The 17,884-nt window shown below is 42.4% G+C and carries 18 protein-coding genes; 5 read left to right on the top strand and 13 right to left on the bottom strand.

Features of this window, described 5'->3' with window-relative positions; translation table 11 throughout:
* Window positions 1-281 (top strand): transposase (locus tag A3I5_RS0105770; RefSeq protein ID WP_018373674.1); only part of this gene is annotated, 281 nt, incomplete at its 5' end.
* A gap of 316 nt (window positions 282-597) precedes the next feature.
* Here A3I5_RS0105770 and A3I5_RS0105765 read toward each other — a convergent pair.
* Window positions 598-1,098, bottom strand: coding sequence for a Dps family protein (locus A3I5_RS0105765; protein WP_018373673.1), 501 nt, complete (start codon window positions 1,096-1,098; stop codon window positions 598-600).
* 254 nt (window positions 1,099-1,352) lie between these two features.
* On the opposite strand from A3I5_RS0105765, the gene A3I5_RS0105760 reads away from it, so the two are divergent.
* Window positions 1,353-2,009 carry a prepilin peptidase gene (locus A3I5_RS0105760; protein ID WP_026216953.1) on the top strand — a complete coding sequence of 219 codons (657 nt, stop codon included), beginning with the start codon at window positions 1,353-1,355 and terminating at the stop codon, window positions 2,007-2,009.
* Window position 2,010: 1 nt separating this feature from the next.
* On the opposite strand, the gene A3I5_RS12085 is transcribed toward A3I5_RS0105760, so the two are convergent.
* The 12 genes from A3I5_RS12085 to A3I5_RS0105705 all read right to left on the bottom strand — a co-directional run bounded on the left by A3I5_RS12085 (window position 2,011) and on the right by A3I5_RS0105705 (window position 13,369).
* The gene (locus A3I5_RS12085) at window positions 2,011-2,295 is read right to left on the bottom strand and encodes a VanZ family protein (protein ID WP_051071091.1); all 285 of its coding nucleotides are present in this window, start codon (window positions 2,293-2,295) and stop codon (window positions 2,011-2,013) included.
* Between the two features lie 85 nt (window positions 2,296-2,380).
* Window positions 2,381-2,527: a hypothetical protein gene (locus tag A3I5_RS12605; protein WP_156809073.1), complete on the bottom strand. Its 147-nt coding sequence runs from the start codon at window positions 2,525-2,527 to the stop codon at window positions 2,381-2,383.
* Between the two features lie 11 nt (window positions 2,528-2,538).
* Window positions 2,539-3,069, bottom strand: a complete 531-nt coding sequence (locus tag A3I5_RS0105750) for a VanZ family protein (protein ID WP_018373671.1) — start codon at window positions 3,067-3,069, stop codon at window positions 2,539-2,541.
* Window positions 3,069-4,151, bottom strand: coding sequence for a dual-specificity RNA methyltransferase RlmN (gene rlmN / locus A3I5_RS0105745; protein WP_018373670.1), 1,083 nt, complete (start codon window positions 4,149-4,151; stop codon window positions 3,069-3,071). Before rlmN ends, A3I5_RS0105750 begins: the two co-directional genes overlap by 1 nt.
* Before the next feature lie 182 nt (window positions 4,152-4,333).
* Window positions 4,334-5,032: a YutD family protein gene (locus A3I5_RS0105740; protein ID WP_026216952.1), complete on the bottom strand. Its 699-nt coding sequence runs from the start codon at window positions 5,030-5,032 to the stop codon at window positions 4,334-4,336.
* A 651-nt stretch (window positions 5,033-5,683) separates the two neighbouring features.
* Window positions 5,684-7,342, bottom strand: a complete 1,659-nt coding sequence (locus A3I5_RS0105735; RefSeq protein ID WP_018373668.1) for a DAK2 domain-containing protein — start codon at window positions 7,340-7,342, stop codon at window positions 5,684-5,686.
* Between the two features lie 2 nt (window positions 7,343-7,344).
* Entirely contained in the window at window positions 7,345-7,710 is a 366-nt protein-coding gene (locus A3I5_RS0105730) for an Asp23/Gls24 family envelope stress response protein (protein ID WP_018373667.1), read from the bottom strand.
* A gap of 153 nt (window positions 7,711-7,863) precedes the next feature.
* Window positions 7,864-8,052 carry a 50S ribosomal protein L28 gene (gene rpmB, locus A3I5_RS0105725; protein ID WP_001140949.1) on the bottom strand — a complete coding sequence of 63 codons (189 nt, stop codon included), beginning with the start codon at window positions 8,050-8,052 and terminating at the stop codon, window positions 7,864-7,866.
* Between the two features lie 392 nt (window positions 8,053-8,444).
* Window positions 8,445-9,050 carry a VanZ family protein gene (locus A3I5_RS0105720; RefSeq protein ID WP_197696929.1) on the bottom strand — a complete coding sequence of 202 codons (606 nt, stop codon included), beginning with the start codon at window positions 9,048-9,050 and terminating at the stop codon, window positions 8,445-8,447.
* A gap of 95 nt (window positions 9,051-9,145) precedes the next feature.
* The gene (locus A3I5_RS0105715; RefSeq protein ID WP_018373665.1) at window positions 9,146-11,476 is read right to left on the bottom strand and encodes an endonuclease MutS2; all 2,331 of its coding nucleotides are present in this window, start codon (window positions 11,474-11,476) and stop codon (window positions 9,146-9,148) included.
* Between the two features lie 1,042 nt (window positions 11,477-12,518).
* Window positions 12,519-13,064 (bottom strand): CvpA family protein, encoded by a 546-nt coding sequence (locus tag A3I5_RS0105710; protein ID WP_018373664.1) that lies wholly within the window; start codon window positions 13,062-13,064, stop codon window positions 12,519-12,521.
* A complete protein-coding gene (locus A3I5_RS0105705) occupies window positions 13,061-13,369 on the bottom strand; it encodes a hypothetical protein (RefSeq protein WP_018373663.1) in 309 nt (102 codons plus the stop codon). Before A3I5_RS0105705 ends, A3I5_RS0105710 begins: the two co-directional genes overlap by 4 nt.
* Before the next feature lie 88 nt (window positions 13,370-13,457).
* Between A3I5_RS0105705 and A3I5_RS0105700 the strand changes: the two genes are divergently transcribed.
* The 3 genes from A3I5_RS0105700 to recD2 all read left to right on the top strand — a co-directional run bounded on the left by A3I5_RS0105700 (window position 13,458) and on the right by recD2 (window position 17,569).
* Window positions 13,458-14,393 (top strand): ribonuclease HIII, encoded by a 936-nt coding sequence (locus tag A3I5_RS0105700; protein WP_018373662.1) that lies wholly within the window; start codon window positions 13,458-13,460, stop codon window positions 14,391-14,393.
* Window positions 14,394-14,395: 2 nt separating this feature from the next.
* Complete coding sequence (gene lepB, locus A3I5_RS0105695; protein WP_018373661.1) at window positions 14,396-15,019, top strand: signal peptidase I; 624 nt, start codon at window positions 14,396-14,398, stop codon at window positions 15,017-15,019.
* Between the two features lie 87 nt (window positions 15,020-15,106).
* Window positions 15,107-17,569, top strand: a complete 2,463-nt coding sequence (recD2, locus tag A3I5_RS0105690; RefSeq protein ID WP_018373660.1) for an SF1B family DNA helicase RecD2 — start codon at window positions 15,107-15,109, stop codon at window positions 17,567-17,569.
* The last annotated feature ends 315 nt before the right edge of the window (window positions 17,570-17,884 follow it).

Raw genomic sequence — 17,884 nt, 5'->3', positions numbered from 1 at the left:
GTATGACAAGTGACTTCTTTGTCGCTTGGTTTGAGCAACAGTTGATCCCTAGCCTAAGGGAACCTCATCTTGTGATTATGGATAATGCTTCCTTTCATCCCAAATCCAGACTGGATAACATTTGTATTCAACATCATCACTATTTTTTGCCACTACCACCTTATTCCCCTGAACTAAACCCAATTGAACAAACTTGGGCAGTTTTGAAGTACCATATAACAGAGCTGTTAAGAAAACTCTCTAGCATTTCCGAATGTTTTGAAGACTATTTTAAAACTTAATGACTATAAAACCGATAAGCCAAGACTTCAAGCCTTCAATGGGCTCTCCAGACTATTAAATACTCCCTCCCCTAAAGCCTAAATCCGGTAAAGTCAGGGGCTGAGTTATTCAGACTTGTTTCCCATTCTCAAGACAGACTCTTTTCTTTACAAGCTTGAGCCTAAAAGCAGCAATCTTTCTTTTGCTTTACTGTCTCTGTGAATGTTTATAACGAGTACTCGTTTTAACGATACTCAAAAAGACCAAGGTCAGTGAGCCTTAGTCTTTTGTGTTTCATATATATTTCGGTTTCTTTTTCAATCCGTAACAGGCTTATCATCTCGGTGCTTGACCAAGCTCTGCCTTCAACATCCAGATGTGTTTTTCAAGACTAGCTTTGGCACCTACATAGATGTCGTTGGTCACGTCATCACCGTCTTTATCAGTCACATCAAGAGCTGTTTGAAAATGGCTGACAAGATATTGGAAGACTTCGATCACACGCGCCAAATGCTCTTCCATAGCAAGGCTAAAATCACCTTTGACTTCAATCAATTTAGACTGCTCGTCAAATTCTTTGAGCGTTGAAAATGGTGCCCCACCCAAAGTAATCAAGCGTTCACTTAATTCATCTAAATAGCCATCAAGCTCTTCCATATACTCATCCATTTTAGGATGGTAGACTAGAAATCCTTGCCCACGCATGTACCAGTGAATTTGGTGCAAAATGCTATGGGCCTTGGACAAATCAGCCACGGACTGATTGAGTACAGCCTTAGTCGTCTGCAAGGCTTCGACCTTATTCATATTTACAACAGATGATTTAGTAGTTGTCATAAGATTCTCCTATTCTTCGAACCTGTATTCACAGCTCAACACTTTCGTTCAAGACTATCATTGTTCATTTTCAAAATACCGTCAGTAATATTTCAAAAACGATCTCTTGAAATAATCAATCTTAGTTATGAATACAGATTTTATTTTTAAATGATTAACTAACCTTATTATAGACCATTAAAAATAGCCCTGCAAACAATTGAACTGAGATTAAAAAAGTTGCACACTTTCAGATTTTTTACGAATAACTAAGTATGACAGAGTTTTTATTATTTATGATGGGAGCTAGTTTCGGGTCCTTTTTTGGCCTAGTTATCGTGCGCTTTCCTGAACAATCTATCATCAGCCCAGCTAGCCATTGTGATCTTTGCCAGCAACAGTTGGCCTATCAAGACCTGATTCCCATCTTTTCTCAGCTCATCAATCGCTTTCGTTGTCGCTTTTGCAAAAAATCATTTGCCCCTTGGTACTGGCTTTTGGAGCTAGTTTGTGGCTTTACTTTTCTCTTTGCCAGTCATGGCTTCCTTACCTGGACAGAGTTGCTGCTTACCTATGCTGGTCTACTCTTAAGCTGTTATGATTGCAAAAACCAGACCTATCCACTGATGGTCTGGTTAGTTTTCTTCATGATGACGAGCATTTTATCCCCTTGGAACACAATCACTTTTGCTTGTCTGCTTTTGGCAGGGTTGGCCCAATTGGGCTTTATAAAGATGGGAGCGGGAGATTTTCTCTATCTGGCCAGCATCAGCCTATCCTTTGACCTGCAAGAACTCCTTTGGCTTTTGCAAATCGCCTGTCTTACAGCTATTTTCTATTATCTTGTCAGCAAAAGATGCGCCAGTATTCCGTTTGTTCCCTTTCTCTTCTTAGGATTTCTTCTTGTTTTAGGCATTGGAAAATGGGGCTAAGTCAAACAAAATGCCAAATCCAAATTCCACGGGATTTAAGCCATAATACCAAGAGAACAAGCAAGACTGAACCTAGGAGAATCAGCCAATCAAGTACAACATCTAGGGACTTTTTGAAAAGTTTGGAAAATCCCAAAGATAATAGACTGCCAACAATAGCTCTAACTGTATTGGCCAACAAGTCTGTCACATCACTAGCACCCATGGCAAGCGGGTATTGACTTGCTTCAAACACAAAGCTGAGGCCCAGAACATACAAGGCTACTTGACGCAGATTCCTTTTCATTCAATCGCTTCAGCAATACACCCAAAGGAATGAAAACTAGACCATTAGCCAAGACTTCTTTAAAATGAAAACTACCATCCCAATTTTAATTTTCGGCAAAAGGAATGAGATTGATAGACCGTAAGGGACTCAGTTCGTAGGGTGCTGTCGCTAATTTAAATACAATCAACCAAGTCAACACTAGCAGATAAATCAACAAAGCAAGAACCGTCACCGATTTTTTAGTTTTCATTAGTCTCCTCATCAGTCAATTTCATTTCTGGCGACATAGGTAACGCGAAGCCATCTATAGCAGCAATAGGCCAGCAAACCTCCTAAGGTATTGGTCCAGAGGTCATCGATTTCAAAGACACGCTGAGCATCGATGAGCAAATCCAAGATAAGCTGAGTACACTCGATGGTCAAGCTCAGATAAAAACTGTAAAGCAAGGCCTTCTGATAGCTCCGCCATTTTTGATAAAGGAAGAGAAAACCTAAAACAAGAGGGAAAAGCAAGAAAATATTGGCTGCATTTTGTAGAAGAATCCAGAAATAATCAGCTAGACTGTTGACATTTCTGGCATTGACAAAGCTGTTAAAAGGCACAGGAAGCAGATAGAGGCGCCCAATCTGAACAATCCCCGGAGTGGAAAATGCTTTGACCTGAGGGAGGTAATTTTGTGGAACGAAGCACATAAAGACAATCGCAAGAGCATAGATCCCTGTAAATGCCTTTACGATTTTACGTCCTAGAGCGGTTAGCTCAAAATCAGAGGTCAAAACCCTCGCTAACATCAGAGGTTCACCGCCGCAACCTTAGTCGCATCTTTTTTCATGGTGTTAGAACGCAACTGACCACAGGCCGCATCAATATCCGTACCATGCTCCTGACGAATTACACAGTTAACACCCTGCTTTTTAAGCGTATCGTAGAAAGCCATGACGCGTTCGCGTGGACTACGGCTATACTGGTCATGCTCAGTAACAGGGTTGTAGGGAATCAGATTGACATAACTGAGTTTTTTGATGTCCTTGAGCAAGTTAGCAAGCTCCTTGGCTTGCTCCACGCCATCGTTTACTTCGTTAAGCATGATATATTCAAAGGTCACGCGACGATTGGTGGTCTTAATGTAGTAATCAATCGCTGCAAATAATTTTTCCAAAGGAAAAGCACGGTTGATTTTCATGATAGAGCTACGCAGGTCATTGTTAGGTGCATGAAGGGAAACGGCTAGATTGACCTGAATTCCCTCATTGGCAAACTCACGAATTTTATGAGCCAGACCTGAGGTCGAAACAGTGATATGACGCGCACCAATAGCTAACCCCTTATCATCGTTAATGGTTCTCAGGAAATTGAGAACATTACTATAGTTATCAAAAGGCTCGCCAATCCCCATGACAACGACATGGCTGACACGCTCTCCTTGACCTCGCTCATCAAAATACTTCTGCACCAGCATGATTTGAGACACAATCTCACCCGCATTGAGGTCACGTTGCTTTTTGATCAATCCTGAAGCGCAGAAGGTACAGCCGATATTGCAACCAACTTGCGTAGTCACGCAGACCGAAAGGCCATAATGCTGGCGCATCAAAACTGTCTCAATCAGCATGCCATCTGGCAATTCAAAAAGGTACTTAACCGTGCCATCTGCCGACTCTTGAACAATGCGTTGACTAAGCGGATTGAGAACAAACTGCTCTGACAGCATAGCTAACAATGGTTTTGAGAGGTTAGTCATCTCCTCAAAGCTTTGAACCCGCTTGGTGTAGAGCCAGTCCCAAATTTGATCTGCTCGGAAGGCTTTTTCGCCCTGTTCTATTATCCAGTCCTTTAACTGATCTCGTGTCATTCCATAAAGTGATGGTTTCATCCTCATACCCTTTCATTTAAAAACTGCTCTATTGAGTTCTTTCTTATCTCTTTAAAGCTAAAACTCCCAGAAACTGTATTCATCGTCAAATGTTCCGATAAAGACTGATTTTGCCGCTACTCATCGCTTGCTTTATAGCTAAATGTTCAAAAATAACCACTTTATCTCAAGTATACCAGCTCTTATTTCTGACGAATAACAAAGTCGCGTTTACCTTCGTTGACTTCTCTCTTTACTGACCTTGACGTTGATGCCTTAGCATCATTTCGTCTGTCTGGTTTAATATCAAAATGGCGCTTATCCTGATTTGACTTCGTATTTCGACGACGCGTTTGTCCTGACTTTCCAGAATGATTTCGATTTGTTTTTGCAGCATTTTTTTCTGAACGCGTCTGTGATTCACGGTGTTTTCGATCTTGAACATTGCTAGATAATCCATTTTTTTCTTGATTCTGACGATTCCTTGGACGGCGACGACGACCATTATCCCGATTACGAGTGACACGAGGTTCCTCTACTTCAACCTCAGGTTCTTGCGGTGTAGGATTCTCCAAGACAAAATAGGCACAGCCATAATTGCAAAATTCCAATAGATAATCTTCAAGATGGCTGATTTTCAAAGTGCTATCTCTGGTATTTTCGTCCTTGTAAAAGCCTTTTAAACGTAACTGTTCGTTACCCCAATCTCCGACGATATAATCAAACTTAAGCATAAAAGTAGTAAAGCGTTGCTCAAAGGCAGTCAGATTAAAAGCTTCCTTGTAGTTATCAACCAAGGTCAGCGAAATATCTTCTGAACGCACCTGATCCATCAGTCGCTCAAATTTCGGGCCGGGGTACTTATTATAATTATACATGTCCGGCGTTATTTCTCGTTTCATACAATTCCTTTCTTAAAGTTACAAAATTGCCAAGTCCTTCTCTTTTCAATCCATCAACCTAATCCACACCACACTGTTTAAATACCTCTATTATACACTATTTCAGGAGAGAATGGGCGTTTTTGGAGAGAACTCTCGTAATAAGCTATAACGAAATTGACAATGTTTCTAGAAAGTGGCTAAATGAAAGTATCGATGCTTGATAGGTAGTAAAATGCCTACATATTTAGAGAATGTGAACATAAAGCGATAGAATACAGCCACTTTGTGTGCGATAAACTATGCGCTTTTGAGGCATACTTTTCTCCTTTCGCTTTGCAGTAGACTTGAACACCTTTTATTGTAGCGCGTTTGGAGTTTTTTGTATAACTGCGACAGTACATCTAACGAACGGTGCGAAACGACCTAAAGTCACAAGGTCTAAATTACAAAAAGAGAGTGGAAAACCACCCCTGACGTCGTCAAATCAATTGTCTTCTTTCGATTATTTATACTTAAAAAATATGTTATACCTTTTCTACAAAATGTTTCAAAAATGTACAATCAAACATCTAACAAAATGTTTGACAGACTATTTTAAAGCGGATATCTTATTGCCAAACTCGTATACTTAAAAAGATCGAGCTCCCAAAAAGCCCAATCTTTTTATTTTTATTCAACACTGAAAAGGTATGGATACACAGGTTGTCCAGCTGAATAAACCTCAATTTCAAGGTCTTCATACTGTGTCTCTAATTGCTCAGACAAGGCTTCAACTAGGGCTTCATCTGAACCTTCACCGAGATAAATCGTAACAATCTCACTGTCTTCATCAAGCATTTGAGCAAAGGTTTCAGAAAGTGCAGTTGCCATATCTGGATGAGAAACGACAATTTTCCCATCAATCATACCAAGGTTATCATTCTCATGAATTTCAAGACCATCGATAGTCGTATCACGGACTGCTGTTGTGATGCTACCACTAGTAACTTCGGACAAGGCTGAAGTCATGGCTTCGTGATTCTCTTCGAGGGACTTAGACGCATCAAAGGCTAGTAAACTCGTCAATCCTTGTGGAATAGTTCGCGATGCAACGACCACTGCTGGTTGCTCAACCACATCTGCCGCAGCTTCAGCTGCCATCTGAATATTTTTATTGTTTGGCAGGATGATGATATTCTTAGCATTGACCTCTTCAATGGCTTTGACAATATCCTCTGTTGATGGGTTCATCGTCTGGCCGCCAGAAATCACATAGTCAACCCCCTGACTGGTAAAGATTTCAGCCAATCCATCTCCTGCAGACACCGCAATAATCCCAAAGTCCTTTTGAGTGCCTGTCGGCGCAGCTACTTTTTCTACCTGAGCTTCGTGCTGCTCACGCATGTTGTCCACTTTAACCTTGACAAGGCTACCATACTTAAGCCCTTCTTGCATGACAAGGCCCGGGTCTTCAGTGTGGACATGAACTTTGACAATCTCATCATCATTGACGACAAGGAGAGAATCTCCAAGACCACTCAAATACCCTTGAAACTCTTCGTAATCGAAGTCTTTTACATAGGTCGGTCCTTGGCGAAGAGCCACCATGATTTCAGTACAGTAGCCAAATGTAATGTCTTCAGTCGCCACATGACCAACAACTGCCTTGTGGTGCTCAGCATTGATCATCTCACTCATAACTGCAGGCGTCACTTCAAAGTCTTCAGAAGCGATATATTCACCCGTCAAAGCTGCAAGAAATCCTTCGTAGATGTAAACAAGCCCCTGACCCCCTGAGTCCACAACACCAACTTCCTTAAGCACAGGTAAAAGATCTGGTGTCTTTTTAAGGGCACGATTAGCCCCATTTAAAGCTGCGCGCATCACTTCTACAGCATCATCTGTCTCTTCTGCTTTTTTCAGAGCAGCAGTCGCAGCCCCACGTGAAACCGTCAAAATTGTACCTTCAACTGGTTTCATAACCGCTTTATAGGCTACTTCAACGCCGCTTTGAAACGCACGCGCCAAATCTTTACCATCAAGCGCTTCTTTGTCACGAATGGCTTGACCAAATCCACGGAAAAGCTGTGAAGTGATAACCCCTGAATTACCACGCGCACCCATCAAAAGACCTTTAGAAAGAATTTGACCAACCTCACCGACGGTAGACGCTGGCTTGTTCGCAACTTCTTTAGCACCGTTAGTGATAGTCATTCCCATATTGGTCCCTGTATCACCGTCTGGAACAGGGAAGACATTTAACGAATTGACATACTCTGCTTGCTTATTCAGACGGGTCGATGCCGCCTGAACCATTTCTTGAAATAAACTGGTTGTGATTTTTGACACGATTACTCTCCTACGACCTTGATATCTTGGATAAAGACATTAACTGTCTCAGCTGAAATGCCAAGTTGGTTTTCCAACTGGAACTTGACACTCTCTTGAATATTTCTGGATACTTCGCTAATCTTAACACCATAGCTCATCATCGTATAGACATCCACTGCAATGCTACCAGACTCCTCTGTCCGCACCACAACACCCTTGGCATAGTTTTCACGGCGCAAAAGAGCATTGAAGTTGTCTTTGATGGCAGCCTTGCTTGCCATTCCCACAACACCAAAAATCTCAGTCGTTGCAGAACCGACAACAGTCGCAATCACATCGTCTGTTAATTCGATTTGACCATCTTTTGTATTAATTTTTACAGTCATCTTAACTACCTCATTTAGTATGATACCTTTATTCTACCATATTTAAAGCCTTGTGTAAAAGCTAAGCGCGCTCTATGTGTAACAATGCAACGGTTCCTTTGATCAGTTTAGCCACGAACGCAAAAAAACAGCCCTGAGGGACTGCTTTGCTTCTTAAACGCGTTCAACTTTACCTGACTTAAGGGCACGTGCTGAAACCCAAACTTTTTTAGGTTTACCGTCGATCAAAACAGTAACTTTTTGAAGGTTTGGTTTAACTGTGCGCTTCGTTTGGTTCATCGCGTGGGAGCGATTGTTGCCTGATACAGTCTTACGACCTGTAAAGTAACATACTTTAGCCATTCTTACATCTTCCTCCTGATTGATTTAACGGGCTTTTCACCACATACTTGAATAGTATATCAGAAACTTATCCATTTAGCAAGAACATTTGCCCTATTATTTTAAAAAATTCAGATTTGTAACCATTTGTAACTTCTCACAGTAAGTTCCGTTTGTTTATGAAATAATGTGGAAGTTAGCCTGAAACGTCTGTCCCAGTCTTTGACGTCTTTATATAGCATTCTCCATTCAATAACAACACTTTATACATTATTCATCTACTCGCTCATCTTCTTTACAAAAACGCTCCTCCTTATCTCTTTTATACTGCCAAAATCTCTACGATATAGATTAATTGACTACTATAAAGAGTTTGATGGATTTTTATTTTTTTATGTTTAAAAATTGGCATTTTACCCAAGATTAAATAACCAATAAATTATAAATGGTTGAATTGTAATCATGAGTATAAACAAACATACCCAGTAAAAGAAAACCTCAAGATACTCGTTTATTCCAATTGAAAAAAAAGAACTTTTCAACTCTTGTTTCATGAATTTGAATAATATTTTATAAACAGTATACCCTATACATGCTCCAACAGTATTTGTTATCAAATCATTTATGTCTGTTGCCCCTCTTCCAAACATCTGAAATAGCTCAACGGATAAGGAGACTGATAATGCGACCAAAACAATTTTTTTAATATGGTTAAAGTTTCTATATAAAATTGGCAAAAAGAAACCTAAAGGTATAAATAGAATTATATTTAAGATTGCATCAGTTGGAGCCGATATCATGCCTTTAAAAGGTATCAATTCAAATTTTGGAGAAAAACCAAGACTTTTACCTATCCCTGTCACTGTCAATATTCCAATTAAGTAATAGCAAAAAATAAATGAAAAAATAATATGTACTACCGTTTGCTCTTTTCCATTTTTTTTCAAAAATATAAAATATAAAAATAAAATAGGAATAACAAAAATATAACCACAAAGTGAACGTTGTAAAATCTGCATATAATCCATATTTCAAATTCCTGTTCAGACAAATTCTTTAATAATGTTTGGGTTGCTTGTGCTAAAGAAGCTGGCCTTTCTCATAGTTATTATATTTACTGAAACACTACAATAGTACAGCCTGAGCCACCAGCGTTTTGCGGAGCGTAGCCAAAGGTTTTGACGTTTTTATTGCGACGGAGGTACTTGGTCACACCTTCACGGATAACACCCGTACCGATACCGTGAATGATATCAACCTGAGCCATGTTATTAAGCAGAGCCTGATCAATAAACTCATCTAGCTCTTGCATCGCTTCTTCATAACGTTTGCCACGCAAATCCAGTCTAGCAGATGGCCCTTTGACGTTGCTACGCTTGACGACATTGACCTGCTTAGCCTTGACTTGGGGTTCTTCTTTTTTGACCAGTTCGAACTCGTCTGCTTTAAGCGTCATCTTAATCAAGCCGACTTGGGCTTCCCAACGACCGTCCTTGAGCTGACTAGTCAGGGTGCCACGCTGACCGTAAGCTGTGACCGTAATATCATCTCCCACTTTAACTGCTCTTTGTGCCTTGGCTTTCTTAAGAACCTTATTTTGGGCCAATTTTTTTTGTTCAGGAACCAAGCTTTTGAGTTGTGTCTTAGCCTCAATAATCTGGTGAGGTTTGAGTTGAGCTTGATCATGCAGATGTTTAAGAATTTCCTCGCTTTCCTCTAAAGCCAAATTCACAATTTCCTGGGCTTCTACTCTAGCCTTATCCAGTTCATTTTCCTTTTCACGGCTAAATTCATTGTAGAGTTTTTTCAAAACTCGGTTAAACTTGAGATTCTCCTGCTCAACAGCCTTGATATTATCCAGACGCCGACGGCTCTCAGCAGTCTGCTGTTCTAGCTTTTCAATGATTTGATTGACATCGGTATTGCCTAGAGTTTGAGATTGGGCTTCTTTGACAATGATGCTGGAGAGTCCCAGACGTTTAGCGATTTCAAAAGCATTTGACCGACCAGGAACCCCTTGCATGAAACGATAAGTCGGACTCAAAGTCGTGGTGTCAAACTCCATACTGGCATTTTCCACATGTGGCGTGTGAATGCCGTAGGCCTTAAGCTCAGGATAGTGGGTCGTCGCCATGGTTTTGATGCCCCGCAGACGAAGATCATCCAGAATCGCCATAGCAAGAGCAGCTCCCTCCTGAGGATCTGTTCCTGCCCCCAATTCGTCAAAAAGAACCAAGCTCCGATCATTAACCTCATCTAAAATTCGAACAATGTTGGTCATGTGACTGGAGAAAGTCGATAAACTCTGCTCAATAGACTGCTCGTCCCCAATATCAGCATAGACCTCCTCAAAAATTCCAATGCGACTACCTTGATCAGCCAAGATTGGCAAGCCTGCTTGAGCCATGATTTGGCTAAGCCCAAGCGTTTTGAGTATAATCGTTTTCCCCCCAGTGTTGGGACCTGTGATGACCAACGCCGCTAAATCTTTACCAAAGTAGAGATCATTGGGCACTGGCTTTTCTAGTAAAGGGTGGCGAACATTGAGGAGCTGGATAGCCTGTTCTTCAGAAATACTTGGCACGGTCGCTTGATACTTGCGCGCAAAGAGATGTTTTGCCCGTACCAAATCGATATGTCCGATCAGCCAAGCGTTGTTTTTAAAGCTGCTATGATAGGGTTGTACCATTGCAGACAGCTCTGTCAAGATACGGTTAATCTCGTGGCGTTCGTCAGCTCTGGCATTCGTGATAGCTTCGTTAAGATTGACAACTGCCCGCGGTTCGATATAAACGGTCGTTCCTGATGAAGAAATGTCATGAACAATGCCAGATATGCGGTTGCGATAGGTGTTCTTAACTGGCAAGACGTTCCGACCATTACGGTTTACAATGATGGCTTCAACCAACATTTCCCCTTGTTTTTTGAGAATATCCTGCATAACCTGACGCGCCTGCTCTTCGCTCTCTTGAATCGTCCGTCTGATTTTTGCTAGCTCAGGACTAGCAAATGATTCCACAAAACCAGCATCATTGATAGCCTGAAGACTTCCTTGCAAATGAGGAAAAACTTCCAAATTCTCAAAGAGTCTGCTCAGTTGCTCCAGCTGGACATTTTCCAAATCTTCGTAAAACTCTTTGAGGTGCTTACTGACTTCTAGCAGACGCTTGAGGGCCAAAAACTCCTCTATATTGAGCTGACCTTCCAACGCTAGACGCGCTACTAAGCCACTGATATCACTGGTCTCCCCGAGGGCAAAATGCGGTGATTCAACAAAGAGCTCCGCCATCTCGCGCATTTCCTCAAACTGGACCTGTATTCGCTTAGTCTCGGCCGTCGGAGCCAGACTCACTAATTCGTTTCGCCCCTGAGCCGTTACCAAAAACGGCTGAAAAAGCGACTTGACCTTGCCAAATTCCAAGGTATCTAAAATTTTTTGATTCATAGTTTTCTTTCATTAAAATTGGAGTGTTATTTTTAGTCTGGGTTTATAGGCAAAACACTGGATTAAAGCAATCCTTTTTTCGACAATCGAGATCGTTTTGGTTAACTGAGTCCCACTCTGTTAACCAAGAAAAAAGTCTTTCTTATGCCCAGATAATGAAGCGCCTTAGCTCATCAATACTGACAGAATTGCAGGTCGTAGCAAAGGCACTACCTCCAGCAGTTGGATTTTCAACTTCAAAAGTTCTCCAGACCTTTTAAGGCTAATAAGTGAGCGCGACCATAACGCTGTAAAATGAGAGTAAATCTTCAAAGTGTTTATTGCCTGCGCTAACTTTCCTAAGTTCCTTTGTGGTAAAATGGTACGAAGAAAGCGAGAAATGTTTTTAATCGGTAGGAACTACTTCCCACTGAAAGCAGCCTTGACTAAAGGTGTGAAGCCGTACTACTCTTGCCTATTTATATGAAAAAGAGTCTGGACAGATTGCCTCAGGCTCGCTTTTTGCAAAATTTACACTTTTAGCATCTGCCCTTTCAATTACTCCTGCTGCTCCTGCGCGGTTGCTGGAACCTTTTTGCCTCATCAACAACAGCAACTGACTTCTAGGAGCCCGTATTCACAAGGGAGTCACTTTGTTTCAAGAGATCGTTTTCAATCATCAAGAGCATTTTTGACAGAATATGGACTGCGTTTTGAAAAAACTGACAGTGACTAGTGAAAACTTAGCCTTGAATAAAGGTCTTGAGTGATGAGTACAGTTCTAAGCTGAGACAAAAGTACACAGTCTCATTTCTTTTATCATTTGACCAGTTTGATGCAGTAGTTGACTGGGTTGGCATCGCCAACAAGGCTTACTCTCAACCTTGCGAGGGTGACAACGAAGTCGATTTTATGGAAATCACAACTTCTGTCTCACTCTCTTTTAATCCTTACGACTTTGTACTCCAAGCCAGCCTCAAATTATCTGGACAACGGTTTAACCCTTGTGAGCAAGGAAACTCGATAGTCTAGGAGAGACTACGAAATCACAACGTTTGTCCTGCTATCCCAATATTTTCACTACCCAAAGATTTTTCAGGAAACTGGAAACCAACGGAGTATCAATCATGAGCCGAACCATTAGACTTTCATGAAGTTTATCCTGCACCAGTCCGATAGGAACCGTGGCCATAATAGTCAAGACCATTTCAATCCCAATCCAAGTCACAAGGACCGATAAGATCCCTGAAACTATCCGAGTATAGCCTACATCAAGACTATCCAAATCAGCTAGATGCACAAACAGTCCCAGAAAGCGCACAACCGTGTAAGTCACCATGTAAATGATAAAGAACCCCAAACCTGCGTAGAATACCTGATCAAGATCAAACAACTGACTCTGGTCAAAAAAGTAAGTGGACGCCCCTTCTGTCGCGCTAGCATAAGGTACCCAAAGGTAGAGCCACTCTCCAAGAGAACGGTAGTGAAGACTAGCCACAAACAGCGACACAAGACTTCCTAAGAGATAAAGCCCCTGGAGACCTAGCCCTCTACGGTAGCCAATGTAAAATTGCCAAGCTAAAATCAGCAAAATACCCAGCGAAATCATGACAGGTCCCCCTCATTACCTAGCTCAGCAGTCTGGATTTGACCCAATAACTTCTTGCGCAGACGAGCCAACTCTTCCTCTTGCTGATCAAATTCTAACTCGCGTTGCAACTGGACAGATAAAGTGTTAATTGCCAGCAAAATCGCCAAGGTTTCAGAGTCAGCCGTTGGCATTTCTTCCTGCAGGGCCTGATATTTCTCCTTAGCCACGCGCTCGATTTCCTCCATAAAAAGGTTATCATGCTCAGTAGTCAGCGTTAACTGTTTATCTGAAAATGTAAATTTATATCGATTCAAATTTGCCATAAATACCTCAACCCTCATTATACCTTATTTTTAGACTTTTGACCATTTGACACGGTCATTTTCATAAAATTATGGTAAAATAAAACCTATGAATCCAATTGTTTTGCTCTTAGCTACCCCTGAAGTGGCCAAGCTTACAGCCCACTATGAAGCTTACGCGGCACCTAATAAAGACCTTAACAAGACCCATTTTTTCAAGGTCAATGGCACAGCGATCAGCGTCTATAAGTCTGGCAAGGTCATGTTTCAAGGCCCAGATGCCAAAACTCTGGCTAGCCAGTGGCAAAGCAGCGATCAAGCAGTAGCTGCGGGGAAAGTTGGTACATCTCAGATAGCTGGCAAGCTCAGCCCCAAAAGAATGTCTCAAAACCTGACCACCGTTGGCTCTGACGAAGTCGGAAACGGTTCCTATTTCGGCGGCATTGCTGTTGTAGCGAGCTTTGTTCGCCCAGATCAGCACGCAAGGCTCAAGGCTCTGGGCGTGGACGACTCGAAGTCCTTGACAGATGCTAAAATCTTACAGCTTGCACCGATTTTGGAGCAGGAAATCGATCACCAAGCCTTGCTCTTGTCACCATCCAAGTACAACGCTGTTGTGCCTAGCCGTCACAATGCGGTCTCAGTCAAGGTCGCCTTACACAATCAGGCTCTCTACCTCCTCTTGCAAAAGATTGAGAAACCTGATCAGATTATTATCGATGCCTTCACCAGCACGCGCAATTACCAAAAATATGTCAGCAAAGAAGCTAACCACTTTGCCAATCCGATCCAACTGATTGAGAAAGCAGAAAGTCAATATCTAGCAGTTGCAGTATCGTCTATCATTGCAAGAGCCATGTTTTTAGACCAACTCAAGGATTTAGGAGAACAGGTCGGCTATAGTCTACCGAGTGGTGCTGGCGCAGCTTCTGATAAGGTCGCAGCACAGCTCCTTCAAGCCTATGGCCATCCAGCGCTAGCTCAGACCGCTAAACTTCATTTTAAAAATACCGAAAAAGCAGAAAAACTAGTCAGGAGAACTTAACCATGCCAAGACGTCAAAAAAGTAGAGGTTCCCTCAGGAGTTTCCTCAAAGAATGGGGAGCATTTATCCTCTTGATGACCCTTTTCATCGTATCACGCTACACCATTTGGAACCCAGTGACCGTAGATGGGCATTCTATGGATCCGACACTGAGTGACAATGAAATGTTAATCGTCCTTTTACATACGAATATTGAACGGTTTGACATTGTCGTTGCGAACTCCAGAGACGATTCTGGCAAAGAAACCCAGATTGTTAAGCGGGTCATTGGTATGCCTGGTGATGTGGTCAATTTCAACAATGACGTACTTACAGTCAACGGTAAAGTGGTCGATGAGCCTTATGTTGCTGACTATCTGGCTGCTTTTAGAAAAGATAAACTTCAAGAAACATATAGTTACAACAGCTACTTCCAAGAGTTGGCCCGCAAATCTCAGACCTTTACAACTGATGCTGACTTCAATAGCAATTTCACTGTAACGGTACCTGAGGGGCAATATTTCCTAGTTGGAGATGACCGTATCGTCTCCAAAGACAGCCGCCATGTCGGGACTTATTCTGAAGAAAGTTTGGTCGGCGAGGTCAAACTGCGCTACTGGCCACTCAATCATCTAAACCTCTTTTAACGTTTGAGGAGTTGAATGAACATCAATCGAAAGAATGAGGTTTATTCAATTCCTTTTTTGCACGAAACTTAGAAAGCAGTCTATTCTATGGAACACTTTTTTTCAGGCACCATTGAGCGAGTCATTTTTGAAAATCCTAGCAACTTTTACAAGATTATCCTCCTCACGATCGAGGAAACTAGTGATGAAGACTACGAGGATATCGAAATCATCGTAACAGGAACGGTAGCAGATGTCATTGAAGGCGAGGACTACCGCTTCTACGGAGAGCTAATTCAGCACCCTCGCTATGGGCAACAGCTCAAAATCACACGTTACGAGCGCAGCAAACCCAGCGCTAAAGGTCTGGTCAAATACTTTGCGAGCGATCATTTCAAGGGTATCGGTCTTAAAACGGCTGAGCGGATCGTCAAGGAATATGGAGAAGAGGACACCATTGACAAGATCTTGGCTAAGCCTGAAAAACTCCTTGACATTCAGGGGCTAGCCAGAGCTGCGCGAGAAAATTTTCTGGACAAGCTCCGCCTTAATTACGGGACTGAGATGATTCTGGCCAAGCTAGCTGAATACGGTATTTCCAATAAACTGGCCTTCCAAATTCAGGACACCTATAAGGAAACCACCCTTCAAGTCATTGAGGAAAATCCCTATCAACTGGTCGAAGATATTCGAGGATTAGGGTTCAAACTCGCAGATCGTATCGCCCAAGCGCTCAATATCGAAAGCGATGCTCCAGAGCGCTTCCGAGCTGGACTCGTCCATAGCCTGCTGAGTCGATCGCTGGAAACAGGCGATACTTATGTCGAAGCTCGCGATCTGCTAGAGGCGACTATTTTTCTTCTGGAAGATGCCCGACAGGTTGAAGTGTCACCTGAACTGGTAGCTGCTGAGCTCAGTCAGCTCATTGAGACAGGGAGAGTGCAGCAGATAGGAACTAAGATTTTTGCCAACAGCTTGTATTTCGCAGAAGAAGGCATTCAAAAGCAAATCCAGCGCCTGCTGGACAGCCCTGTTGAGCAGAGCTTTGAGACCGAGACCATCTTAGCCGAGATTGCTAACTTAGAAAAAGAGCAAGGATTAACCTACGACGATCTGCAAAAAGAAGCCATTGTCCAAGCCATCAACCAGCCGATCTTTATCTTGACAGGTGGTCCAGGAACAGGAAAGACGACCATTATTAACGGTTTGATTGCTGTCTATGCAAAATTACACAAGATTAATTTGGCCAAAGCAACTGGTGAGAGTCCTATTCTCCTAGCGGCTCCGACCGGACGAGCAGCCAGACGGATGAATGAACTGACTGGCCTATCCTCAGCCACTCTTCACCGCCATCTAGGACTGACAGGAGATGCCGCGGACGAAATAAGCTACCGTAACGATTATCTGGACGCCGAGCTGATCATCGTGGATGAATTTTCCATGGTAGATACTTGGCTAGCTCACCAGCTTTTATCGCATATTTCCAGTGCCACCCAGCTCATCATCGTGGGCGATAGCGATCAGCTCCCGTCTGTCAATCCAGGCCAAGTTCTGGCCGATCTTCTCAGGGTCACCGCCATTTCCCATGTCAAATTGGAAAAAATCTACCGCCAATCGGAAGACTCAACCATCGTGACTCTGGCCAACGACATTCGTCAAGGCATTTTTCCAGCTGACTTTACCCAGAAAAAGCCTGATCGCTCCTACTTTGAAGCTGAGCCCGACCACATTCCACAGATGGTAGGACGGATTGTCTCTGCTGCTATTTCTAGCGGTATCAAACCTTACGACATTCAGATTTTGGCTCCCATGTACCGAGGAGTGGCAGGCATTGATCAACTCAACAAGCTCATGCAAGAACAGCTCAATCCCTTGACTGACGGTCGGATTGAATTCGCTTTTAATGACCTCATCTTTCGCGAACACGACAAGGTTATCCATTTGGTGAACGATGCAGAGAGTAATGTCTTCAATGGTGATTTAGGCTATATCACTGATCTTCTACCTGCCAAATACACCGACAGCAAGCAGGATGAGCTAACTATCCAGTTTGACGGAGCCGAAATCAGCTATCCGCGAAACGAATGGTACAAAATAACCCTAGCCTACGCCATGTCCATTCACAAATCTCAGGGTAGCGAGTTTCCTGTTGTGATATTGCCTCTGACCAACAGCAGTCGCCGTATGCTTCAGCGCAATCTCCTCTACACCGCCATCACCCGTAGCAAAAGTAAGCTGATCCTCCTTGGCAATCTCTCAGCCTTTGACTACGCTACAACACATACCGGAACTGCGCGTAAGACCTATCTCATTCAGCAATTTAACCAAACAATCGAAGATGAACCAACCACCCTTGAAACTAAGACGCCCAAAACAGTCACAGACCACCAGCTTGAACCACAGACTAGTACGCAACAGACAACGCTTTTTGAGATAGAGCAGAACACTACATCCCAAGCATTTGTCCAATCCAAAGAGCCTAGTAGCTATATCCTAACAAAGAGTAACTATCAAAATATTGACCCCATGATTGGGTTGACTACAGAAGAGCTCCGCCAGTTTTTTAAATAGCAATAATCGAGGATAAAAGTAGGTTCAATCCGTCAAAAGACTAGGTAAGACAACCATGATGGCTTTGCCCTCACCCTCAAAGCATGTAACCGTTGAAGATTACGTATAAAAGTCCAAAGTTATATTCCTTCTAGTTTAATACCCAACGCACCTCTTTTATTGATATATTGTTAGCGAATATATCTATGAATTGCATAATATATTGGTGTTTAATTTATAAGTAGTATTAATTTGATTTTCTGATATTCTTAATAGAAAAAATCGCATGAAAACAACGCTTTAGAAAGGCAGATTTCATGCGATTTTATTGTTTGA

This window comes from Streptococcus merionis DSM 19192, from assembly GCF_000380085.1.
In the GTDB taxonomy this organism is placed as follows: Bacteria; Bacillota; Bacilli; order Lactobacillales; family Streptococcaceae; genus Streptococcus; species Streptococcus merionis.
Note: the sequence above shows the minus strand (reverse complement) of the source record. Positions and strands in the feature narration are given on the sequence as shown.